Below are 21,761 nucleotides of genomic sequence, written 5' to 3' on the forward strand. Positions count from 1 at the left end.
CGCCATGTCACTCGCGAAATTCGCCGCTCTCGCTTCTGCCGTATTGCTCACCGCCTGCGGAACCCTGCCACCACCGCCTGCACCGCCGACACCTCGCCCCCTTGCATCGGGCGCACCGCCGGTGATGACCTGCGACGCATTGGCAGCGCGCTTTGCCTACGCCGGCGTGCGCGTCACGGCCACCGAGCGCGTGGCGGACGGCCAACTGGCGTTGCCCGGCATCGCCCGGTACATGCCCGAGCACTGCGTGGTCAAGGGCGTGATGAACGAACGCACCAGCCCGGTGGACAACAAGCGCTACGCCATCGGCTTCGAGATGCGCCTGCCGACCTACTGGAACGGCCGCTTCTTCTACCAGGCCAACGGCGGGCTCGACGGCTTCGTCACGCCGGCCTATGGCGACATCCTCGGCGGCGGCCCGGCCAGCAACGGCCTCCTCAAGGGCTTTGCCGTGCTGAGCTCCGACGCCGGTCACGCCTTCGACCGCACCACACCCATCGGCGGTGCCAGCTTCGGCATCGACCCACAGGCGCGGCGCGACTACGGCTACAACGCCGTCGCGCAACTCACGCCGATGGCCAAGTCGCTGATCCAGACGTTCTACGGCAAGCGGCCGGTCACTTCCTACCTCGTCGGCACCAGCAACGGCGGGCGGCACGGCCTGGTGGCGGCATCGCGCACTCCCGAGGAATACGACGGCATCCTCGTCAGCACGCCGGGCTACAACCTTCCGCTCGCCGCTGTTGCGCAGGTCTGGGGTGCGCAGCAGTTCGCGAAAGTCTCGCGGCCGAACCCGGCCACGCAGCGGCCCGACCTGACGACCTCGTTCCCGCCCGCAGACCTGAACCTCGTCGCGCGCGCCGTGCTCGCGCGCTGCGACGCGCTCGACGGCCTGGCCGATGGCGTCGTGGCCGATGTGCAGGGTTGTCAGAAAGCTTTCCGCGCCGACCGCGACATCCCCGTCTGCGCAGGTGCCGCACAACCCGGCCAGTGCCTCACACCCGCGCAGAAGGCCGTGCTCGCCAAGGTGTTCGAAGGCCCGGTGGACTCCGCCGGCACGCGCATCTATTCCGGCCTGCCATGGGACGCCGGCATCGCCGGCCGCGACTGGGCGCAATGGAAGTTCTCGCACAGCGTCGGCCCGCGCGACGCCGTCGCACTCGCCTTCGTATTCACCACGCCGCCCGCATCGCCCGCTGTCGTCAACGGCCAGGGCAACACGCTCATCGACTACGCGCTGGGCTTCAGCCTCGACCGCGATGCCGGCAAGGTGTGGGCGAGCGATGCCCTGTTCACCGACTCCGCCATGAAGATGATGACACCGACAGACACCGGCCTGCGTGCATTCACGAAGCGCGGCGGCAAGCTGCTGCTGGCGCACGGCACGGCCGACCCGGTGTTCTCGGCGCTCGACACCATCGCCTGGTGGGATGGCTATGTCTACGCGCACGGATCGAAGGCCAGCGACTCCGCACGCCTGTTCCTCGTGCCCGGCATGAACCACAGCCGCGGTGGCCCCGCCACGGACCAGATGGACCTCGTCGACGCGCTCGTGAACTGGGTGGAACGCGGCCAGGCCCCGCAGTCCATCGTCGCGCAGGCGCGCGGCCCAGGCAGCGCTGTCCCCAACCCTGAAGTCCCGGCTTCATGGAGCGCGAACCGCACGCGCCTGCTGTGCCCCTACCCGCAGGTGGCCCGCTACGTCGCAGGCGACGTGGAAAGCGCCGCCAGCTTCCGCTGCGCCGAGTGACCACGCCGCTGATGAACACCCGCGTGCGCCACGCCCCGGCCCCCGCCGTCGACACGGTGGACGCGAGCTATCTGCAGAGCCTGATCGGTTACAACGCGAGCCGCGTGTCGCTCGCGGTGGTGACGGTGTTCCTCGAACGCATGGCCGTGTATGACCTCAAGCCCGTCAATTTCTCGGTGCTCTCGCTGATCGCACACAACCCGGGCATCACCTCGCGCCAGCTGTGCTCGGTACTCAGCATCCAGCCACCCAACCTCGTGGGCATGGTGAACGCACTGGAGAAGCGCGAACTGATCGAGCGCAAGCCGCATCCGAGCGATGGGCGCGCGGTGGGCCTGCACCTGACCACCGCCGGGCAGAAGCTCTGCCGCGATGCGGAACGCTCGGCGTCGGAGCTCGAGTCGGATGTGAGTGCGCGACTGACGGCGGCGGAGCGAAAGTCGCTCATGCGGCTGCTCCAGAAAATCTATCTCTGAATCGCTTTGCGCAGGACATCGGTCGTTGTCCTAGCTATCAAACTTGTAGCACGCCTGCATCTGCGGTATAGTCGCCGTCCGCCCGGACAGTTGAACGAGTTGCCCGCGCGAAAACACGAACGAAGCGCGAGGAGAAGAAACGGGATGAGTTCCAGGGACGTTGCCGCCGTCGGCCAGTTGCTTGGCCTGCTGGAGTCCCGTTATGCCATGCGCGTGCTCTGGGCCCTGCGCGATGGGCACCCGCAGACCTTCCGCCTGCTGCAGGACAGCGTGGGCGGCATCACTCCCAACACGCTGAACACCCGGATCAAGGAATTGCGCGAGGCCGGTCTCATGTCGCACGGCGACGAAGGCTACCTCGTGACGCCTTCCGGCGCCGATCTGCTCAAGCGCCTGTCGGACCTGCAGGCCTTCGCCGTCAAGTGGTCGGCGGCCCAGGCACGCAAGCCGAAAGCGGCATCCCCCTCCACCCCCGATCGATCAAGCTGACCATGAACACCCATCTCGCGCTGAACGAAACACTGCCCCACGACCACGAAGACGCAATCCTTGTCGGCCGCGCATGGGTTGAGGGACAGGGAGCCGTCGCCATCCGCTTCACGGCGCAGGACGTGTTCGACCTGTCGGGCCTTGCACCGACGATCAGCGCGCTGCTCGAACTGCCCGACCCGGCCGCTGCCGTCCGTGCGCATGACGCACCGCGCATCGGCGACGCGGCAGCCGTGCTCGCCAACTCCGCCCAGACTGCGCGCAGCAAGGCCCTGCCCTGGCTCATGGCACCGTGCGACCTGCAGGCCATCAAGGCGGCTGGCGTGACCTTTGTCGCGTCCATGCTGGAGCGTGTGATCGAGGAACAGGCGCGCGGCGATGCGTCCCGCGCGGAAGACGTGCGCCGCGCCGTGCAAGCCGTCATCGGCGACGACCTGGCGCGGGTGCGCCCCGGCTCGCCCGACGCGCTGAAACTGAAGGACGTGCTGATCGGCAAAGGCGTCTGGTCGCAGTACCTGGAGGTCGGCATCGGCGTCGACGCGGAGATCTTCACCAAGTCGCAACCCATGAGCGCGGTGGGTACGGGGGCTGACGTCGGCATCCACCCGCGCAGCGAATGGAACAACCCCGAGCCCGAGATCGTGCTGGCCGTCTCGCCCGATGGCAAGGTCAAGGGTGCGGCGCTGGGCAACGACGTCAACCTGCGCGACTTCGAAGGCCGCAGCGCGCTGCTGCTGGGCAAGGCCAAGGACAACAACGGCAGTTGCGCCATCGGCCCGTTCATACGCCTGTTCGATGCGAAGTTCGGCATCGACGATGTGCGCCAGTGCGACCTGGCCATGCAGGTGCAGGGCGCCGACGGCTTCACCATGAAGGGGTCGAGCTCGCTGTCGCGCATCAGCCGCGATCCGCTGGACCTCGTGGGCCAGGCCATCGGCCCCAATCACCAGTACCCGGACGGCCTGATGCTGTTCCTGGGCACCATGTTCGCCCCCACGCAGGACCGCAACGGCCCCGGCCAGGGCTTCACCCATGCCGTCGGTGATGTTGTCACGGTCTCGACCGCCAGCCTCGGTAAACTCGCCAATCGTGTCGACACCAGCGATCGCGTTGCGCCCTGGACCTACGGCACCGGCGCACTCATGCGCGACCTGGCTCGCCGGGGCCTGCTCGGCTGACCCCCGCCACGAACTTTTCAATTTCTCGAAGGAAGCATCCATGACCACCACGCCCTCCGGCCTGCAGTACGAAGACACCACCATCGGCGAAGGGGCCGAGGCCAAAGCCGGCCAGCACGTGACCGTGCACTACACCGGCTGGCTGTACGAGAACGGCACGCAGGGCGCGAAGTTCGACTCCAGCCGCGACCGCAACGACCCCTTCCAGTTCTCGCTGGGCGCGGGCATGGTCATCCGTGGCTGGGACGAAGGCGTGGCCGGCATGAAGATCGGCGGCAAGCGCACGCTGATCATTCCCCCGGCGCTGGGTTATGGCGCGCGCGGCGCGGGCGGCGTGATCCCGCCCAACGCCACGCTCAAGTTCGATGTGGAACTGCTCGGCGCGCAGTAACCTCGATCTCGATCTTCATGCGCGGGTCCACCAGGCCCGCCGAGATCATCATCGCCGCCGGGCGCACGTCACCGAAGTACTTGCGCATGGTCGGCCAGCAGGCCGGAAAGTCCTTGGCATCGGGCAGCACATAGGTCACGCGGACGACGTCCGCGAAGCTCGCTCCGGCCTGTCCGAGTGCCGAGCCGATGTTGGCCAGGCACTGCTCTGCCTGCTCGGCCACATCGGGCGAAATGGTCATCTTCGAATAGTCGAAACCGGTGGTGCCCGAGACGAAGACCCATTCGCCGTCGACCACGGCGCGCGAATAGGCCATCTGTTCCTCGAAGGTGGAACCCGAGCTGATGCGTTGTCTTGTCATTCCTGAACTCCTTGCCGTCCTGTAGATGTAAGTGGCGGCCGAACTTTACTGGCCCGGATACGACCGGTACACGGCCAGATACCGCCGCGAAATGCCCTGACGCGATAATTGCTGCCTTTTTGCGATTCCCCTTGCCTTGAAAAGGGCTAATGCAGCCCTAATTGAAAACAATGTCCGAACCCAACCAACCCGAAAATCCGAACGCCTTGTCCGGCGCGCCGACGCCCGAGGAGCTGGAAGCCGCCCAGGCCGCAAACGAAGCCGAGGCCCAGGACGCGCTGTCTGCCGCGCAGGCCGAACTCGCCCTGCTCCAGGCCAGGAACACCGAACTGGCCGACCAGTACCTGCGCGCCAAGGCCGAGGTGGAAAACGCCCGCCGCCGCGCCGATGAGGAAGTGGCAAAGGCCCGCAAGTTTGCCGTGGAAAGCTTTGCCGAAAGCCTGCTGCCCGTGGCGGACAGCCTCGAAGCCGGTCTGGCCATCAAGGACGCCGGTCCCGAACAGATCCGCGAAGGTGCCGAAGCCACGCTGCGCCAGTTGAAAAGCGCGCTCGAGCGCAACAAGGTGCTGGAGATCGCCCCCGCCGCCGGCACCCGCTTCGACCCGCACCAGCACCAGGCCATTTCCATGGTGCCGGCCGACCAGGAACCCAACACCGTCGTCAGCGTGCTCCAGAAGGGCTACGTGATCGCCGAGCGTGTGCTGCGCCCTGCACTGGTGACCGTGGCGGCCCCGAAATAAGCACGCAAAAAATCGGCTGCGTGCTCTTGAAGCCCGGCCAGTTATACACAAGTAATCAACATCTGATTCACAGGAAAACCGGAGGGCCCGCGGATAGCGACAGCCCCCTTCAGGAGAGAAAACATGGGAAAAATCATCGGTATTGACCTGGGCACCACCAACTCGTGCGTGGCCATCATGGAAGGCAACTCGACCAAGGTGATCGAGAACGCCGAAGGCGCGCGCACCACGCCGTCCATCATTGCTTATCAGGACGATGGCGAAGTGCTCGTCGGCGCTTCCGCCAAGCGCCAGGCCGTCACCAACCCGAAGAACACGCTGTACGCCGTCAAGCGCCTGATCGGCCGCAAGTTCGAAGAGAAGGAAGTGCAGAAGGACATCGACCTGATGCCCTACACGATTGCCAAGGCCGACAACGGCGACGCGTGGGTGGAAGTGCGCGGCAAGAAGTTCGCGCCCCCGCAGGTCAGCGCCGAAGTGCTGCGCAAGATGAAGAAGACCGCGGAAGACTACCTGGGTGAAGCCGTCACCGAGGCCGTCATCACCGTGCCTGCATACTTCAACGACGCACAGCGCCAGGCCACCAAGGATGCCGGCCGCATCGCCGGTCTGGACGTCAAGCGCATCATCAACGAGCCCACTGCAGCCGCCCTCGCCTTCGGCCTGGACAAGGCAGAGAAGGGTGACCGCAAGATCGCCGTGTATGACCTGGGCGGCGGCACGTTCGACGTGTCGATCATCGAGATCGCCGATGTCGACGGCGAAAAGCAGTTCGAAGTGCTGTCCACCAACGGCGACACGTTCCTCGGCGGTGAAGACTTCGACCAGCGCGTCATCGACTACATCGTCGGCGAGTTCAAGAAGGACAGCGGCATCGACCTGTCCAAGGATGTCGTCGCGCTGCAGCGCCTGAAGGACTCGGCCGAGAAGGCCAAGATCGAGCTGTCCAACAGCGCGCAGACGGAAGTCAACATCCCCTACATCGCGCACGACCCGGCCACCGGTCCGAAGCACCTGCTGGTCAAACTCACGCGCGCCAAGCTGGAAAGCCTGGTCGACGACCTGATCGAGCGCACCATCGCGCCCTGCCGCACCGCCATCAAGGACGCCGGTGTCAGCGTGTCCGACATCCACGACGTGATCCTCGTGGGCGGCCAGACGCGCATGCCCAAGGTGCAGGAGAAGGTGAAGGAATTCTTCGGCAAGGAACCGCGCAAGGATGTGAACCCCGACGAAGCCGTGGCCGTGGGTGCCGCCATCCAGGGCCAGGTGCTCTCGGGTGACCGCAAGGACGTGCTGCTGCTGGACGTGACGCCGCTGTCTCTGGGCATCGAGACGCTGGGTGGCGTGATGACCAAGATGATCAGCAAGAACACGACCATCCCGACCAAGTTCGCGCAGACCTTCTCCACCGCCGACGACAACCAGCCGGCCGTGACCATCAAGGTCTTCCAGGGCGAACGCGAGATGGCGTCGGGCAACAAGCTGCTGGGCGAGTTCAACCTCGAAGGCATCCCGCCGGCCGCGCGCGGCACGCCGCAGATCGAGGTGAGCTTCGACATCGACGCCAACGGCATCCTGCACGTGGGCGCGAAGGACAAGGCCACGGGCAAGGAAAACAAGATCACCATCAAGGCCAACTCGGGCATCTCGGAGGAAGAGATCCAGAAGATGGTGAAGGACGCCGAACTCAACGCCGCCGAAGACAAGAAGAAGCTGGAGCTGATCCAGGCCCGCAACCAGGCCGACGCCATGGTGCACAGCGTGCGCAAGTCGCTGGGCGAACACGGCGACAAGCTGGACGCCGGCGAGAAGGAAAAGATCGAGGCTGCGATCAAGGACGTGGAAGAAGCCCTGAAGGGTGACGACAAGGACGCGATCGAGGCGAAGAACAACACCTTGCTCGAAGCCAGCCAGAAACTGGGCGAGAAGATGTACGCCGACGCACAGGCAGCCCAGGCGGCGGCCGGCGCATCGGCGGCGGATGGCGCGGAAGCTGCTTCCCAGAAGCCCGCGGCGGACGACAACGTGGTCGACGCCGAGGTCAAGGAAGTGAAGAAGGGCTGATTGCCCAGGAGCCTGCGCCCATGTGGCGAAGGACCCCCGCCGCGCCTGATGGTCTCCCAAGGACCTTCAGCGCGGCGTTTTGCGTGAATGTGGATTGAACGAACCGATGGCCAAGCGCGACTACTACGAAGTCCTGGGTGTTCCGAAGAATGCCGCGGACGAAGAAATCAAGAAGGCTTATCGCAAGCTCGCGATGAAGTACCACCCTGACCGCAACCAGGGTGATGCAGCCAAGGAAGCCGAAGAGAAATTCAAGGAGGCCAAGGAAGCCTACGAGATGCTCTCGGACGCCGAGAAGCGCGGTGCGTACGACCAGTTCGGCCACGCTGGCGTGGACCCGAACATGCGCGGCGGCCCCGGTGGCGGCGCGGACGGCTACGGCGGCTTCGCCGAAGCGTTCGGCGACATCTTCGGCGACATCTTCGGCCAGCAACGCGGCGGCGCAGCCGGTGCACGTGGTGGGCGTCAGGTCTACCGCGGCAGCGACCTGAGCTATGCGATGGAAATCACGCTGGAAGACGCCGCACTCGGCAAGGAAGCGCAGATCCGCATCCCGAGCTGGGACACCTGCGAAACCTGCCACGGCAACGGCGCCAAGCCTGGCACCAAGCCCATCACCTGCACCACCTGCAACGGGCAGGGCTCCGTGCAGATGCGCCAGGGTTTTTTCAGCGTGCAGCAGACCTGTCCGCAATGCCGCGGCACGGGCAAGATCATTCCCGAGCCCTGCCCGACCTGCCATGGACAGGGCAAGATCAAGCAGACCAAGACGCTGGAAGTGAAGATTCCCGCCGGCATCGACGACGGCATGCGGATCCGCAGCGCCGGCAACGGCGAGCCCGGCACGAACGGTGGACCGCCCGGTGACCTGTACATCGAGATCCGCCTGAAGAAGCACGACGTGTTCGAACGCGATGGCGACGACCTGCATTGCGTCGTGCCGATCAGCATGACCACCGCCGCGCTCGGCGGCGAGATCGAAGTGCCCACGCTCGGCGGCGGCGCAGCCATCGACATTCCCGAAGGCACGCAGGCCGGCAAGCAGTTCCGCCTGCGCGGCAAGGGCATCAAGGGCGTGCGCTCGAGCTACCCGGGCGACCTGTACTGCCACATCGCCGTGGAGACGCCCGTCAAGCTCACCGAGCACCAGCGCAAGCTGCTCAAGGAGCTGGACGAGTCGCTCAAGAAGGGCGGCGCCAAGCACCACCCGGCCGACCAGAGCTGGTTCGACAAGGCGCGTAACCTGTTCAGCTGAGCGCCCTTCCGGCCGCTGGCAAACCCTCAGGGTGCCAGCGGCATCTCCAGCAGGCAACCGAACTCCTTCGGAAAGTTCACCGACACGCGGGCGTGGACGGCACCCTGCTGGTCAAAGAAGCGGCGCTTGCCGCGCGTGGCGAACACGCCTTCGTGCCACACGTTGGGGTGCATGCGCAGCCCCTGCCCTCCACTGAACCAGAAGCATTTGAAGTCCTCGGGGCGCACGTCGTCGCCGGGCAATGCCATGGGCACGAGGAAGGGGCCGGGCTCCAGCGGGAAGAACATCTGCCCGCCGTCCGGGTGGTAGTTGCAGTGCCACAGCAGCAGGCGCTCGGGGTCCCGCGCGTGCGTGTCGTCGGCGTTTTCCGGCGCGGTGCCGTAGCCGATGATGTAGTGCCCGTTGACCGCCTCGTTGACGCCATAGAGGATGTCGCCGCGCCATTCAGACACGAAGGTGCCGGTGGTCACGCCGCCTTCGTTGCCGCTGTCGATGTCCACCGCGCGCCAGCCTTGCGCGGGCCAACGCACGATCTCGATCTTCTCGTTCTTGGGGTCGTCCACGAGCACGCCATACCCCTTGAGCGATTCGGCCGTGGCTTCCACCAGTGGAATCCGGACCGATCGTGTGCCGGGTGGCACGCCGGGGTTGAGGTAGTCCGGGGCAGACGCCGGCTCGGTGGGTCGCACCAGGGGCCGGCCGATGAGTGTGGCTGTGTTCATGCCGTCATTTGAATTCGAAAGCCGCCGCATGTCATCCCCTGAATACGTTTCAGAACAGATGCCCCTGGCCCGACAGCGATGCATGCCGGAACTGCGTGAGATCCAGACCGGTGACGCTGCGTTGCTGGTTGAAGCCCATGCGCGCGCAGGCTTTCTCGAACCGCTGGCGGATGAGCTCGGCCCACATGCCGAAGCCCTTCATGCGCGTGGCGAAGTCGGCGTCGTAGTCCTTGCCTCCGCGCATGTCGCGGATGCGCGCCATGATGCGGCCCGCACGCTGCGGGTAATGCAGCTCCAGCCACTCCTTGAACAACGGGTTGATTTCCCACGGCAACCGGATCACCGTGTAGAACGCGCTGCGCGCTCCGGCTTCCCACGCGGCTTCCATCACCTGCTCCATGTCTTCGTTCACGAACGGGATCTGCGGCGAGACGCTCACGCCGACGGGAATGCCTGCGTCCGCCAATGCACGGATGGTGCGGATGCGCCGCCACGGCGCCGCCGCCCGCGGCTCGAGCTTGCGCGCGAGATCGCCATCGAGCGTGGTCACGGTCACGTACACCGCCGCAAGACGTGCAGCCGCCATCGGTGCCAGCAAATCGATGTCACGCTCCACACCACTCGACTTGGTGACGAGCCCGATAGGATGCCGCGTCTCGCTGAAGAGCTCGATGGCAGCGCGCGTCAATCGCAACTCGCGCTCCACGGGCTGATAGCAGTCGGTCACCGTGCCCATGGCGGTGTGCTTGGGCACATAGCGTGGGCTTGCGAGTTCGCGCCGCAGCACGTCGGCCAGGTTCTGCTTCGCGATGATCTTCGTTTCGAAATCGAGGCCCGGCGAAAGATTCAGATAGCTGTGCGTGGGCCGCGCATAACAGTAGATGCAGCCGTGTTCGCACCCCCGGTACGGATTCAGGCCCTGGGTGAACGGGATGTCCGGCGAGTCGTTGTGCGTGAGGATGCTGCGCGCCTGCTCGAAGGTCACCTGCGTCTGCGGAATGATGCGCTCGTCCTGCGCGAGCGCGAGCGTGTCCCAGCCGTCGTCGTAGGCGTTGCGGTCCTCCGCCATGAAGCGGTGCGCGATGCGGCTCGCAGCACCGCGCCCCTTGATGACGCTCAGCGGGATGGTGACGTCGGCCATGCCCGTACCCTGATCAACTCGATGAAATGACTGTACATAAATACAGTATTTCTCGAAAACGAATGTAAATCAAGCGTAGCCGCTGCAGGCCCTATCACCCATAATCCGACGCATGCCGCCGCCCGACTTGCCGTCATCCACTGTTACAAAAGCAGCGACCGTGAAAGATGCGGGCAATGCATTGAAGTCGGGCTTTGACGCGGACTCCACACTGATGTTCCAGGCGAAGATGAAGAAGGCACCTGTCTGGTTCTGCTCGTTTCTCGCGGGGAACTCGCGCGAGAAGCGCCGCCTGGCCGACGAGTTCGCCCAGATCAAGGGCGCGATGCCATTGCTGATGAAGCAGCGCAACGGTGGTGGCAAATGGACACCCGAAGACAAGCAGCAACTGAAGAAGATGCTGCGCTCCGCGTCGTCTGTCAGCCCTTATCTGTTCATCTGGGCCATTCCAGGCTCGATGCTGCTGCTGCCTTTCATGGCCTGGTATCTGGACAAGCGCCGCAAATGGCGCGAACGCCAGAACGCCGGCTAGCCGCCGCCCAGCACCTTGTACAGCGTGATGCGGTTGACCTGCTCGGCCAGCTCGTAGCTGATCAGGCCCTGCCCCGCCGTGTAGAACGAACGCTGCGACACCTGCACGTCGAGGAAGCTGTCCGAACCGGCGCGGAACCTCGCCTGCGAGAGCTCCAGCGCCTTGCCGGATGCATCGACCAGTGCGCGTTGCGCTTCGAGCTGCTCGTTCACCGTGGCGCGCGCCGCGAGCGCATCGGCCACTTCGCGGAAAGCGGTCTGCAGCGTCTTCTCGTACTGCGCAATGTTGATGTCACGCGTGATGCGCGCCACGTCCAGACTCGCCTGAAGTGCGCCCGCGTTGAAGATCGGCAACACGATCTGCGGCGCGAAGCTCCATGTGCCCGTGCCGTTGCCGAACAGCCCGTCGAGTTCGCGACTGGCTGAGCCGGCCGACGCGGTGAGCGAGATGCGCGGAAAGAACGCAGCACGCGCTGCGCCGATGTTCGCGTAGGCACCGCGCAGCGTGTATTCAGCGGCCAGCACGTCGGGCCGACGCTGCAGCACTTCGGACGACAGGCCTTCAGGAACGGCGACGAGAAGCGATGCCGTACTTGCTGCGGCCGCGACCGGGTTGGTCGCTCCACTGGCGTACGACGGCGCGGCGGGCAGCAGATCGGCCGGCACGGCAGAACCCGTCAGCAGCTCGAGTGCATTGCGATCCTGCGCGACCTGTCGCGTGTACGTGGCGACGTCGGCGCGCGCGGCCTCGACCGTCGTGCGCGCCTGCGCCAGCGTCAGGCCGGATTCCGCACCCAGTGCGCGCGCACGCTCGATCAGGTCGTACGTCGCCTGCTGGCTGCGCAGCGTCTGTGTTGCCAGCGCAAGCCTGCGCTGGTCTGCAGCCAGCGTGAGCCAGGCGGTGGCCGTGTCGGCCACGAGGCTGATCTGCGTGGCGCGACGTGTTTCTGTCGTGGAGAGCAATGTCTCCTGCGCCGCCTGCGTGAGATTGCGCAAACGGCCGAAGAAGTCGATCTCCCAGGCAGACAGGCCGATCGAGGCGCTGAATGTGTTGCCGGTGCCCGGGTTGCCCGAGGCGCTGGTATCCGCCGACGTGCGCGCACGACTTGCACCGCCCGTGGCATTCACCGTCGGCAACTCCGCCGATCGCGTGAGCCCCCATTGGGCCCGCGCACGGTCGATATTCAGCGCAGCGACACGCAGATCGCGGTTGTTCGCGAGCGCAAGGTTCACCACGCCGAGGAGTCGCGCGTCGGTGAAGAAGTCCTGCACCGGCAAGTCTGAAGCGGGCGTCGCCACTGCGCCTGCAGGCGATGGCGACTGCCACGCCTGCGCAGGCAAGGGCGCGACAGGGCGTTCGTATTCCGGAGCGAGGTTGGCGCAGCCGCCCAGCATCGCCATCACCAGGGTCGTGAGCGCTGCGGGCACTGCGCGCGAAGATGAGGACCGACGCTGCATCATGCCGCGCCCTCCGTCGGTGCCGTGGTTGCTGCGTCTTTCCTGCGATTGAAGCGCGCGCGGATGAGCGTGAAGAACACCGGCACGAAGAAGATGCCGAGCACGGTCGCACTCACCATGCCGCCGAACACGGCGGTACCGATGGCCTGGCGGCCGCCAGCGCCGGCACCCGTACCGATCACGAGCGGCAGAACACCGAAACCGAAGGCCAGCGAGGTCATCAGGATCGGGCGCAGGCGCAGGCGCACCGCTTCGAGCGTGGCGTCGAACAGGTCACGCCCCTGCTCCTGCAACTGCTTGGCGAATTCGACGATCAGGATCGCGTTCTTGCATGACAAGCCCACCGTCGTCAGCAACCCGACCTGGAAGTACACATCGTTCGACAACCCTCGCGTCCCGGTGAACAGCACCGCCCCGATGATGCCCAGCGGCACGACGAGGATGACGGAGAACGGCACCGACCAGCTTTCGTACAGCGCCGCAAGGCAGAGGAACACGAACAGGATGGAGATGGCGTAGAGCAGCGGTGCCTGTGCGCCCGAGCGACGCTCTTCGAACGACGCACCGGTCCATGCATGCGCCGTGCCCGACGGCAGCTCCGCCATCATCGCGTCGACCTTCGCCATGCCCTCGCCCGAGCTCACGCCCTGCACCACGTTGCCCTGTATCTCGAAGGCAGACTGTCCGTTGAAGCGCTGCAGCTGCGGCGGCCCGAACGTCCAGCGCTGTTCGGTGAACGCAGAAAACGGGATCATCTCGTTCGCGTTGTTGCGCACCGTCCAGGTGTTCACATCGGCCGGCAGCATGCGGTAGGGCGCGTCGCCCTGCATGTAGACGCGCTTGACGCGGCCACGCTCGATGAAATCGTTCACATACGTGCCGCCCAGGGCGGTGGACAGCGTGCTGTTCACGTCCGACGTCGAGAGGCCCAGCGCCCCTGCGCGGCGGTCGTCGATGTCGATGGCGAATTGCGCCGTGTCTTCGAGCGTGTTGGTGCGCACGCCGGTCAGCTCGGCGTCCTTGCGCGCCAGGTCGAGAAACTGGGTGCGCGCCGCCGTCAACGCCTGCCGTCCGATGTTCGCCGCGTCCTGCATGAAGAAGTTGAAGCCAGCCGCCGAACCCAGCCCCCGCACCGCGGGCGGCAGGTTGACGAACACCTGCGCGTCGCGGATTCTGGAGAACTCGGCATTCGCGCGCCGTGCAATCGCAGCTGCGGAATGCTCCGCACCCGAACGCTCCGCCCAAGGCTTGAGCTTGATGAACGCGCGGCCCGAACCCTGATTGCCGGCCATGCCGGTGGTGACGTTGTAGGTCACCACCTCGGGCTGCTGCTTCACGTATTCCTCGAACTGCGCAATGACGCCCTGGATGCGCGCGTCCGTCGCGCCCGGCGGCATGCGGATTTCGGCGGTGAGGATGCCCTGGTCTTCCACCGGAATGAACGAGGTCGGCAGCCGCATGAACAGCACGGCCATGCCGGCCGTGATGGCCAGGTAGATCACCATGGTGCGCCAGCCACGATGGATCAGTTTGTCGACCACCCGCTCGGTGCCGCGGGTCGTCCTGTCGAAGCCACGGTTGAACGCGCCGAAGAAACGGTCGGACCAGCCCAGCAGCCCCTTGCGGATGACGCGATGCCCTTGGGCATCGGCCTCATGCTGCTTGAGGATGGTCGCGCAAAGTGCGGGTGTGAGTGTCAGCGCAACAAGCACCGACAGCGCCATGGCCGACACGATGGTGACAGAGAACTGGCGATAGATCACGCCGGTGGACCCTCCGAAGAACGCCATCGGAATGAACACGGCCGACAACACCATCGCGATGCCGATCAAAGCCGGCGTGATTTCGGCCATCGATTTGCGCGTGGCCTCTTTCGCCGGCAGGTGCTCCGTCGCCATCACGCGCTCGACGTTCTCCACCACCACGATGGCGTCGTCCACCAGCAGGCCGATGGCCAGCACCATGCCGAACATGGTGAGCGTGTTGATCGTGTAGCCCAACGTGGACAGCACGCCGAAGGTGCCGAGCAGCACCACCGGCACCGCCATCGCAGGGATGATGGTCGCGCGCCAGTTCTGCAGGAAGATGAACATGATCAGCACCACGAGGAGCATGGCCTCGATCAGGGCCTTGACCACTTCCTCGATCGAGGCTTCGATGAAGGGCGTGGTGTCGTAGTTGACGATCGACTTCATCTGGTTGGGAAAGGTGGGCTCCAGTTCCTTGAGCTTGGCCGCGACGGCACGCGACACGTCCACCGGATTGGCACCGTTGGCCAGCACGATGCCCATGCCGGCCGAAGCGCGCCCCGCCAGGCGCGACTGGATGTTCAGGCTCTCGGCGCCGAGTTCGACGCGCGCCACGTCCTTGAGCAGGACCTGTGAACCGTCGCTCGCCACGCGCAGCAGCACGTTCTGGAACTGCTCGACGGTCTGCAGCTTGCTGCGCGCGGTGACCGTGGCGTTCAATTGCTGTTGCGGCGTCGCGGGCAGCCCGCCGAGTTGTCCGGCCGACACCTGCGCGTTCTGCGCCGCGAGCGCAGCACCGACGTCGGAGGGCATCAGGCCGAATTTCTGCAGCTTGCGCGGGTCCAGCCAGATGCGCATCGCATAACCGGAGCCGAGCACCTGCACTTCGGCCACACCGTCCAGACGCGAGATCACATCCACCAGATTGCTGGAGATGAAGTCACCCACGTCCGTCCGCGACAGCTGCGGGTTCTCGGAATACAGCGACGCGATCATCAGGAAATCGTTGCCGGCCTTGGTGACCGTCACACCCTGGCTCTGCACCGCCTGCGGCAGGCGCGCCATGGCCGACTGAAGCTTGTTCTGCACCTGGATCTGCGCCACATCCGGGTTGGTGCCCGCATTGAAGGTCAGCGTGATGCGTGACTGCCCCGCGCTCGTGCTGGACGAGCTCATGTAGAGCAGGTTGTCCAGGCCCGTGAGCTGCTGCTCGATCACCTGCGTGACGGAGTCCTCGACGGTTTGCGCCGAGGCACCGGAGTAATTGGCCGCGATGGACACGGCCGGCGGCGCGATGTCCGGGTACTGCTCGATGGGCAGCGTGCGGATGGCCAGCGTCCCCGCCAGCATGATGAGAATGGCGATAACCCACGCGAAGATGGGCCGGTCGATGAAAAAGCGAGCCATGAAGAAGCGGTCCTGCGCGCTGCGCGGTCAGTTGGTCTTCGCGGGGACAGGGGCCGAAGGCGCCCCCGGCACAGCCGGTGCACCGACACCACGCGGGGCTTCCGGTGCCTGGACGGCAACGGTCCTCACCAATTCGCCCACACGCGCGCGCTGCACGCCTTCGATGATCACGCGTTCGCCGGCTGCAAGCCCCTGACGCACCACCCAGCGGTTGCCCACTGCGCGATCGACCGTGACGTTGCGGCGCACGACCTTGTCGTCCGCGCCGACCACCAGCGCGGTCGCGCGGCCCGTGGCGTCGCGCGTGATGCCCTGTTGGGGCACGAGCAGCGCCTGTTCGTCCACGCCCTCTTCGATCACGGCGCGCACATACATGCCGGGCAGCAGCAGGCCATCCGGATTGGCCACCGTGCCGCGCAGCGTGATGGCGCCGGTGGTCGGGTTCACGGCGATGCCCGCAAATTGCAGGCGGCCTTCACGGCCGTATAAAGAGCCGTCTTCCAGCACGATGCGCATGCGCGCTGCATCCGCACCGCCACTGCGCGTCAGGCGTCCGGCAGCCAGCTCGCGCTTGAGCCGGAGCACTTCCGCGCTCGTCTGCGTGACGTCCACATAGATCGGATCGATCTGCTGCACGGTGGTGAGCGCGGCCGTCTGGTTCGCGGTGACCAGCGCGCCGGGCGTCACCGAGGAGATGGCCACCCGGCCTGGGATAGGGGATGTGATGCGTGTGTAACCCAGGTTGATGCGTGCCGTCTGCACGGTGGCTTCCGCCACAGCCACATCGGCACGGGCCTGGTTCATCGCGGCCTGACTCTGCTCGTTGACCTGCTGGCTCACCGCATCGATCTTCACGAGTTCGGCATTGCGACGCGCCGTGGCCTGCGCGGATTCGGCTGTCGCGCGCGCGCGTGCGAGCGCGGCTTCCGCGCTACCCAATGTCGCCTCGAATGGCGCCGGGTCGATCTGGTAGAGCACATCGCCTGCGCGCACGTTGGCACCTTCGGTGAAACTGCGCTTCTGGATGATGCCGCCGACCTGGGGCCTGATGTCTGCGGAAAGGAAAGCCACCGTGCGCCCCGTCAGTTCCGTGGTGTAGGTCTGACGCGTGGTCTGCAGCGTGATGACGCCCACTTCGGGTGGGCCGCTCGCTGCCTTGGGCGCTTCCGCGCCTCGTGAACACGCGCCGAGGAGCGCAGCAGTCAGGAGGAGTAACGCAGTATTGGTGGCATGGCGCAACGAGTGCGTCACGCGGATTGACTGGACAGGGTGCATGTACGGGCGATCAACAAACCGGAAAGGCTTTATAGCCGCGGATGTTCATCTGCATGTGTAAACACTCTGTGAAGAAAGCGGATTCCCCCTGATATTCCGAAGAATTTTTCAGCCGGCGGAATGTCACGCCGACGCACTTTGACAAACATTGCCGCGCGCGGGAACTTTTGCGCTCCCGCGCGCCACAAAGGCTTCCCTGCAGAAGCCAGGCGTCAGGCCGCGAGCCGCGTGCGGGCGGCGTCGTACTCGCGCTTGAGCCGGGCCACCAGTTCGCCGGCGGCGGTGATCTCCGTCACCGCGCCGATGCCCTGGCCGCAGCCCCAGATGTCCTTCCATGCCTTCTTCGCGCCTTCACCGCCGAAGTCCATCTTCGTCGGGTCGCTTTCGGGCAGATGATCCGGGTCGAGCCCCGCTGCGATGATCGACGGCTTCAGGTAGTTGCCGTGCACACCGGTGAACAGGTTCGAGTAGACGATATCGTCCGAGTTGCCGTCCACGATGGCCTGTTTGTAGGCATCGCTCGCGCGCGCTTCGTGCGTGGCGATGAAGGCCGAGCCAATGTAGGCGAAGTCCGCGCCCATCGCTTGCGCGGCGAGCACCGCGCCACCGGTGGCGATGGAGCCACTCAGGGCGACCGGGCCATCGAACCACTGGCGGATTTCCTGGATCAGCGCGAACGGGCTCTTCACGCCCGCGTGGCCGCCTGCACCCGCCGCCACCGCGATCAGGCCGTCCGCGCCCTTCTCGATCGCCTTGCGCGCGAACATGTTGTTGATGATGTCATGCAGCACCACACCGCCGTAACTGTGGATCGCATCGTTCACGTCGGTGCGTGCACCGAGCGACGTGATGACCACCGGCACCTTGTACTTGACCACCATCTGCATGTCGTGCTCGAGCCGGTCGTTGCTCTTGTGCACGATCTGGTTGATGGCGAACGGCGCAGACGGGCGGTCCGGGTTCACCTTGTCCCATGCCGCAAGCGTCTCGGTGATTTCAGCCAACCACTCGTCCAGTTGCGAAGACGGGCGCGCATTGAGCGCGGGCATGGAGCCGACGATGCCGGCCTTGCACTGCTCGATGACGAGCTTGGGGTTGCTGATGATGAACAGCGGCGAGCCGATGACGGGCAGCGCGAGTTTCTGCAGCGCCTTGGGAATGCGGGACATGCGTTCGGTCTCCTTGTCGTTGTTCAGAATGCGTCGGCCGCGAGCGCGGTCACGCTGTCGGCCCCTTCGACGATGGCGTCGCGGATGCCTGGTGCCTTGGTGAGGATGTGGTCGGCATAGAAGCGCGCCGTCACGATCTTCGTCTTCATGAATGCGGCGTCGGTGCCGGCAGCCAGTTCGCCTTCGGCCGCCAGCAGTGCACGGCCGAGCTGCCAGCCGGCAACGAGATTGCCGGCGAGCATGAGGTAAGGCACGCTGCCCGCGAACGCGGCGTTGGGGCTGCCCTTGGTGTTGCCGGCGATGAACTCCACCACGTCGATGAAGGCCTCGCGCGCAGTCTTCAGGCGCTTCGCCACGGCCTTCGCATCGGCGCTGCCCTTGGCGAGTTCCGCTTCGGTCGCTTCGATCTGCTTCGCAATCGCCTTCGCTGTCTGGCCACCGTCACGCGCCGTCTTGCGGCCCACAAGGTCGTTGGCCTGGATGGCCGTCGTGCCTTCGTAGATGGTGAGGATCTTCGCGTCACGGTAGTACTGCGCCGCGCCGGTCTCCTCGATGAAGCCCATGCCACCGTGCACCTGCACACCCAGCGAGGTGACTTCGAGGCTCATCTCGGTGCTGTAGCCCTTGACCAGCGGCACCAGGAATTCGTAGAACGCCTGGTTCTGCTTGCGCGTGTCGGCATCGGGGTGGTGATGCGCGGCGTCATACGCGGCAGCGGCCACTACCGCCATCGATCGGCAACCTTCGGTGTAGGCCCGCATCGTCATCAGCATGCGCTTGATGTCCGGGTGATGGATGATCGGCGCGCTGGCGGCAATGCTGCCGTCCACCGGGCGGCTCTGCACGCGGTCCTTCGCGTAGGCCACGGCGCGCTGGTAAGCACGCTCGGCAATCGCGATGCCCTGCACACCCACGGCGTAGCGCGCGGCGTTCATCATGATGAACATGTACTCGAGGCCGCGGTTCTCCTGGCCCACGATGTAGCCGATGGCCCCCTTGCCCACGTCACCGATGCCGTCGCCGTACTGGAGCACGCAGGTCGGCGAGGCCTTGATGCCCATCTTGTGCTCGATGCTCACGCACTGCACGTCGTTGCGCTTGCCGGGGACGCCGTCCTTTCCGACCATGAACTTGGGGACGACGAACAGGCTGATGCCCTTCACGCCCTCGGGTGCGCCCTGCACGCGCGCCAGCACCAGGTGGACGATGTTGTCCGCCATGTCGTGCTCGCCGTAGGTGATGAAGATCTTCGTGCCGAAGACACGGTAAGTGCCGTCGGCCTGCGGCTCGGCGCGCGTGCGCACAAGTGCCAGGTCACTGCCCGCCTGCGGCTCGGTCAGGTTCATCGTACCCGTCCACTCGCCGGACACCAGCTTCTCGAGATAAGTGGACTTGAGTTCGTCGCTGCCAGCGGTGAGAAGCGCTTCGATCGCGCCGTCCGTCAGCAACGGACACAGCGCGAAGCTCATGTTGGCGGAGTTGAGCATTTCGCCGCATGCCGCGCCGATGGTCTTCGGCAGGCCCTGCCCGCCGAAGTCCTGCGGATGTTGCAGGCCCTGCCAGCCGCCTTCGGCGTATTGCTTGTACGCGTCCCTGAAACCGGGGGTGGTAGTGACCTTCGCATCCTTCAAACTCGAAGGATTGATGTCACCCGTGACGTTGAGCGGCGCGACCACGCCTTCGTTGAAGCGCGCACACTCCTCCAGCACGGCCTGGGCGGTGTCGTACCCCGCCTCTTCGAAGCCCGGAATCTGCGCGATGCGTTCGATGCCGGCCAGATGGCGGATGCCGAACAGCATGTCCTTGACGGGGGCGATGTAGCTCATGGTTGTTGTCTCCGTTGCAAAGAAAAAAGGCATCGCCGGGGCGATGCCTTCGGGCCGCTGTGTCTTACAGCGCCTTCACCAGTTCGGGCACTGCAGTGAACAGGTCGGCCTCCAGCCCGTAGTCGGCCACGCTGAAGATCGGGGCTTCCGGGTCCTTGTTGATCGCCACGATCACCTTGGAGTCCTTCATGCCGGCCAGATGCTGGATGGCCCCCGAGATGCCCGCTGCGATGTACAGCTGCGGCGCCACGATCTTGCCCGTCTGGCCCACCTGCAGGTCGTTGGGCGCGTAGCCCGCGTCCACCGCAGCGCGGCTGGCGCCGATGGCAGCGCCCAGCTTGTCGGCCAGCGGCGTCATCACTTCATTGAACTTCTCCGAGCTGCCCAGCGCCCGGCCACCGGAGACGATGATCTTGGCGGCGGTGAGTTCGGGGCGTTCGCTCTTGGCGATTTCCGAGCCCACGAAGCTGCTCTTGCCGTTGCCGGAAGCGGCTGCGGGCGTTTCAATGGCCGCGCTGCCGCCGGTGGCTGCTGCCGGGTCGAAGGCCGTGGTGCGCACCGTGATCACCTTGGTGGCATCAGCGCTCTGCACCGTGGCGATGGCGTTACCGGCGTAGATCGGGCGCTCGAAAGTATCGGCAGCATCGACCTTGGTGATGTCGCTGATCTGCGCGACGTCCAGCCGGGCGGCGACGCGAGGTGCCACGTTCTTGCCGCTGGCCGTGGCCGGGAACAGGATGTGGCTGTAGTTGCCGGCAATCGCGAGGACTTGCGCCGCGACGTTCTCGGCCAGGCCGTGGGCGAAGCCTTCGCCATCGGCGTGGATGACCTTGGTGACGCCAGCGATCTGGCTGGCGGCCTTGGCGGCTTCCGCCGCATTGTGACCAGCGACCAGCACATGGACATCACCACCGCAAGCGGCAGCGGCCGTCACGGTGTTGAGCGTGGCGGGCTTGATGGAAGCGTTGTCGTGTTCTGCCACAACGAGAGCATTTGCGAGAGTGGACATGTATTTCTCCTGCTTCCTCAGATAACCTTGGCTTCGTTCTTGAGCTTGTCCACCAGCGTGGCCACGTCCGGCACCTTGATGCCGGCCTTGCGGCCCGCAGGCTCCGTCACCTTCAGCGTCTTCAGGCGCGGCTTCACGTCCACGCCCAGGTCTTCGGGCTTGACGGTATCCAGCTGCTTCTTCTTGGCCTTCATGATGTTGGGCAGCGTGACGTAGCGCGGCTCATTGAGGCGCAGGTCGGTCGTGATGACCGCCGGCAGCGTGAGCGCCAGCGTCTCCAGACCGCCGTCCACTTCACGGGTGACCTTGACCTTGTCGCCGTCGACTTCGACCTTGCTGGCAAACGTCGCTTGCGGCAGGTCGGCCAGGGCAGCGAGCATCTGGCCCGTCTGGTTGGCGTCGTCGTCGATCGCCTGCTTGCCCAGGATCACGAGCGAGGGCTGCTCCTTGTCCACAAGGGCCTTGAGCAGCTTGGCCACGGCCAGCGGCTGCAGCTCTTCGGCCGTCTCCACCAGGATCGCGCGGTCAGCGCCGATGGCCATCGCCGTGCGCAGCGTCTCCTGGCATTGCGTCACGCCGCAGGAGACAGCAATGACTTCCGTCACAACACCCTTCTCTTTCAGGCGCACCGCCTCTTCGACCGCAATCTCGTCAAAGGGGTTCATGCTCATCTTCACATTGGCAATGTCCACCCCGCTGCCATCGGACTTCACTCGGACTTTCACGTTGTAGTCCACCACGCGTTTCACGGGTACCAGCACTTTCATG

Annotated in this window: 19 protein-coding genes; 9 read left to right on the plus strand and 10 right to left on the minus strand. The window is 65.5% G+C overall.

Annotation, left to right across the window (positions count from 1 at the left end; translation table 11 throughout):
* Positions 1-4 precede the first annotated feature (4 nt).
* The 5 genes from ACO2Q9_RS00410 to ACO2Q9_RS00430 all read left to right on the plus strand — a co-directional run bounded on the left by ACO2Q9_RS00410 (position 5) and on the right by ACO2Q9_RS00430 (position 4,284).
* Positions 5-1,750, plus strand: coding sequence for a tannase/feruloyl esterase family alpha/beta hydrolase (locus ACO2Q9_RS00410; protein WP_423307176.1), 1,746 nt, complete (start codon positions 5-7; stop codon positions 1,748-1,750).
* Positions 1,751-1,761: 11 nt separating this feature from the next.
* A complete protein-coding gene (locus tag ACO2Q9_RS00415; RefSeq protein WP_423309859.1) occupies positions 1,762-2,226 on the plus strand; it encodes a MarR family winged helix-turn-helix transcriptional regulator in 465 nt (154 codons plus the stop codon).
* A gap of 144 nt (positions 2,227-2,370) precedes the next feature.
* Positions 2,371-2,715 carry a winged helix-turn-helix transcriptional regulator gene (locus tag ACO2Q9_RS00420; protein ID WP_423307178.1) on the plus strand — a complete coding sequence of 115 codons (345 nt, stop codon included), beginning with the start codon at positions 2,371-2,373 and terminating at the stop codon, positions 2,713-2,715.
* A gap of 2 nt (positions 2,716-2,717) precedes the next feature.
* Complete coding sequence (locus tag ACO2Q9_RS00425; RefSeq protein ID WP_423307180.1) at positions 2,718-3,893, plus strand: fumarylacetoacetate hydrolase family protein; 1,176 nt, start codon at positions 2,718-2,720, stop codon at positions 3,891-3,893.
* 40 nt (positions 3,894-3,933) lie between these two features.
* Positions 3,934-4,284, plus strand: coding sequence for an FKBP-type peptidyl-prolyl cis-trans isomerase (locus tag ACO2Q9_RS00430; RefSeq protein WP_423307182.1), 351 nt, complete (start codon positions 3,934-3,936; stop codon positions 4,282-4,284).
* Here the strand turns inward: ACO2Q9_RS00430 and ACO2Q9_RS00435 are convergent.
* Positions 4,250-4,645: a RidA family protein gene (locus tag ACO2Q9_RS00435; RefSeq protein WP_423307184.1), complete on the minus strand. Its 396-nt coding sequence runs from the start codon at positions 4,643-4,645 to the stop codon at positions 4,250-4,252. The two genes, ACO2Q9_RS00430 and ACO2Q9_RS00435, sit on opposite strands and share 35 nt — an antisense overlap.
* A gap of 170 nt (positions 4,646-4,815) precedes the next feature.
* Here ACO2Q9_RS00435 and grpE point away from each other — a divergent pair, with 170 nt between their 5' ends.
* From grpE to dnaJ, 3 genes are all read left to right on the plus strand, one after another.
* Complete coding sequence (gene grpE / locus ACO2Q9_RS00440) at positions 4,816-5,385, plus strand: nucleotide exchange factor GrpE (RefSeq protein WP_423307186.1); 570 nt, start codon at positions 4,816-4,818, stop codon at positions 5,383-5,385.
* Positions 5,386-5,508: 123 nt separating this feature from the next.
* Positions 5,509-7,452: a molecular chaperone DnaK gene (dnaK, locus tag ACO2Q9_RS00445; protein ID WP_423307188.1), complete on the plus strand. Its 1,944-nt coding sequence runs from the start codon at positions 5,509-5,511 to the stop codon at positions 7,450-7,452.
* Positions 7,453-7,558: 106 nt separating this feature from the next.
* Positions 7,559-8,707 (plus strand): molecular chaperone DnaJ, encoded by a 1,149-nt coding sequence (dnaJ, locus tag ACO2Q9_RS00450; RefSeq protein ID WP_423309861.1) that lies wholly within the window; start codon positions 7,559-7,561, stop codon positions 8,705-8,707.
* A 26-nt stretch (positions 8,708-8,733) separates the two neighbouring features.
* Here the strand turns inward: dnaJ and ACO2Q9_RS00455 are convergent, their stop codons facing one another.
* Together ACO2Q9_RS00455 and ACO2Q9_RS00460 are read right to left on the minus strand one after the other, a co-directional pair.
* On the minus strand, positions 8,734-9,429 hold the full coding sequence (locus ACO2Q9_RS00455; RefSeq protein WP_423307190.1) for an ureidoglycolate lyase: 696 nt from the start codon (positions 9,427-9,429) through the stop codon (positions 8,734-8,736).
* A 49-nt stretch (positions 9,430-9,478) separates the two neighbouring features.
* Positions 9,479-10,570, minus strand: a complete 1,092-nt coding sequence (locus ACO2Q9_RS00460; RefSeq protein WP_423307192.1) for a PA0069 family radical SAM protein — start codon at positions 10,568-10,570, stop codon at positions 9,479-9,481.
* Between the two features lie 112 nt (positions 10,571-10,682).
* Here ACO2Q9_RS00460 and ACO2Q9_RS00465 point away from each other — a divergent pair, with 112 nt between their 5' ends.
* On the plus strand, positions 10,683-11,102 hold the full coding sequence (locus ACO2Q9_RS00465) for a hypothetical protein (RefSeq protein ID WP_423307194.1): 420 nt from the start codon (positions 10,683-10,685) through the stop codon (positions 11,100-11,102).
* Here ACO2Q9_RS00465 and ACO2Q9_RS00470 read toward each other — a convergent pair.
* From ACO2Q9_RS00470 to ACO2Q9_RS00500, 7 genes are all read right to left on the minus strand, one after another.
* Positions 11,099-12,562, minus strand: a complete 1,464-nt coding sequence (locus tag ACO2Q9_RS00470; protein ID WP_423307196.1) for an efflux transporter outer membrane subunit — start codon at positions 12,560-12,562, stop codon at positions 11,099-11,101. The genes ACO2Q9_RS00465 and ACO2Q9_RS00470 overlap by 4 nt on opposite strands.
* Complete coding sequence (locus tag ACO2Q9_RS00475; protein WP_423307198.1) at positions 12,559-15,714, minus strand: efflux RND transporter permease subunit; 3,156 nt, start codon at positions 15,712-15,714, stop codon at positions 12,559-12,561. The genes ACO2Q9_RS00470 and ACO2Q9_RS00475 overlap by 4 nt, the downstream gene beginning before the upstream one ends.
* A 27-nt stretch (positions 15,715-15,741) precedes the next feature.
* A complete protein-coding gene (locus tag ACO2Q9_RS00480) occupies positions 15,742-16,989 on the minus strand; it encodes an efflux RND transporter periplasmic adaptor subunit (RefSeq protein ID WP_423307200.1) in 1,248 nt (415 codons plus the stop codon).
* Between the two features lie 212 nt (positions 16,990-17,201).
* On the minus strand, positions 17,202-18,158 hold the full coding sequence (locus ACO2Q9_RS00485; protein ID WP_423307202.1) for an NAD(P)H-dependent flavin oxidoreductase: 957 nt from the start codon (positions 18,156-18,158) through the stop codon (positions 17,202-17,204).
* 23 nt (positions 18,159-18,181) lie between these two features.
* Positions 18,182-19,984: an acyl-CoA dehydrogenase gene (locus tag ACO2Q9_RS00490; RefSeq protein WP_423307204.1), complete on the minus strand. Its 1,803-nt coding sequence runs from the start codon at positions 19,982-19,984 to the stop codon at positions 18,182-18,184.
* Positions 19,985-20,048: 64 nt separating this feature from the next.
* Positions 20,049-20,993, minus strand: a complete 945-nt coding sequence (locus ACO2Q9_RS00495; RefSeq protein WP_423307206.1) for an electron transfer flavoprotein subunit alpha/FixB family protein — start codon at positions 20,991-20,993, stop codon at positions 20,049-20,051.
* A gap of 17 nt (positions 20,994-21,010) precedes the next feature.
* Positions 21,011-21,760 (minus strand): electron transfer flavoprotein subunit beta/FixA family protein, encoded by a 750-nt coding sequence (locus ACO2Q9_RS00500; RefSeq protein WP_423307208.1) that lies wholly within the window; start codon positions 21,758-21,760, stop codon positions 21,011-21,013.
* Position 21,761 lies beyond the last annotated feature (1 nt).

The sequence above is a fragment of the Variovorax sp. VNK109 genome (genome assembly GCF_049445855.1).
Taxonomy (GTDB): Bacteria; Pseudomonadota; Gammaproteobacteria; order Burkholderiales; family Burkholderiaceae_C; genus JAGOCV01.

What these genes read in the sequence shown, in the direction of transcription:
- ACO2Q9_RS00410 (WP_423307176.1), top strand. Translation starts at nt 5, where the DNA reads ATGTCACTCGCGAAATTCGCCGCTCTCGCTTCTGCCGTATTGCTCACC.
- ACO2Q9_RS00415 (WP_423309859.1), top strand. Translation starts at nt 1,762, where the DNA reads ATGAACACCCGCGTGCGCCACGCCCCGGCCCCCGCCGTCGACACGGTG.
- ACO2Q9_RS00420 (WP_423307178.1), top strand. Translation starts at nt 2,371, where the DNA reads ATGAGTTCCAGGGACGTTGCCGCCGTCGGCCAGTTGCTTGGCCTGCTG.
- ACO2Q9_RS00425 (WP_423307180.1), top strand. Translation starts at nt 2,718, where the DNA reads ATGAACACCCATCTCGCGCTGAACGAAACACTGCCCCACGACCACGAA.
- ACO2Q9_RS00430 (WP_423307182.1), top strand. Translation starts at nt 3,934, where the DNA reads ATGACCACCACGCCCTCCGGCCTGCAGTACGAAGACACCACCATCGGC.
- ACO2Q9_RS00435 (WP_423307184.1), bottom strand. Translation starts at nt 4,645, where the DNA reads ATGACAAGACAACGCATCAGCTCGGGTTCCACCTTCGAGGAACAGATG.
- grpE (WP_423307186.1), top strand. Translation starts at nt 4,816, where the DNA reads ATGTCCGAACCCAACCAACCCGAAAATCCGAACGCCTTGTCCGGCGCG.
- dnaK (WP_423307188.1), top strand. Translation starts at nt 5,509, where the DNA reads ATGGGAAAAATCATCGGTATTGACCTGGGCACCACCAACTCGTGCGTG.
- dnaJ (WP_423309861.1), top strand. Translation starts at nt 7,559, where the DNA reads ATGGCCAAGCGCGACTACTACGAAGTCCTGGGTGTTCCGAAGAATGCC.
- ACO2Q9_RS00455 (WP_423307190.1), bottom strand. Translation starts at nt 9,429, where the DNA reads ATGAACACAGCCACACTCATCGGCCGGCCCCTGGTGCGACCCACCGAG.
- ACO2Q9_RS00460 (WP_423307192.1), bottom strand. Translation starts at nt 10,570, where the DNA reads ATGGCCGACGTCACCATCCCGCTGAGCGTCATCAAGGGGCGCGGTGCT.
- ACO2Q9_RS00465 (WP_423307194.1), top strand. Translation starts at nt 10,683, where the DNA reads ATGCCGCCGCCCGACTTGCCGTCATCCACTGTTACAAAAGCAGCGACC.
- ACO2Q9_RS00470 (WP_423307196.1), bottom strand. Translation starts at nt 12,562, where the DNA reads ATGATGCAGCGTCGGTCCTCATCTTCGCGCGCAGTGCCCGCAGCGCTC.
- ACO2Q9_RS00475 (WP_423307198.1), bottom strand. Translation starts at nt 15,714, where the DNA reads ATGGCTCGCTTTTTCATCGACCGGCCCATCTTCGCGTGGGTTATCGCC.
- ACO2Q9_RS00480 (WP_423307200.1), bottom strand. Translation starts at nt 16,989, where the DNA reads ATGCACCCTGTCCAGTCAATCCGCGTGACGCACTCGTTGCGCCATGCC.
- ACO2Q9_RS00485 (WP_423307202.1), bottom strand. Translation starts at nt 18,158, where the DNA reads ATGTCCCGCATTCCCAAGGCGCTGCAGAAACTCGCGCTGCCCGTCATC.
- ACO2Q9_RS00490 (WP_423307204.1), bottom strand. Translation starts at nt 19,984, where the DNA reads ATGAGCTACATCGCCCCCGTCAAGGACATGCTGTTCGGCATCCGCCAT.
- ACO2Q9_RS00495 (WP_423307206.1), bottom strand. Translation starts at nt 20,993, where the DNA reads ATGTCCACTCTCGCAAATGCTCTCGTTGTGGCAGAACACGACAACGCT.
- ACO2Q9_RS00500 (WP_423307208.1), bottom strand. Translation starts at nt 21,760, where the DNA reads ATGAAAGTGCTGGTACCCGTGAAACGCGTGGTGGACTACAACGTGAAA.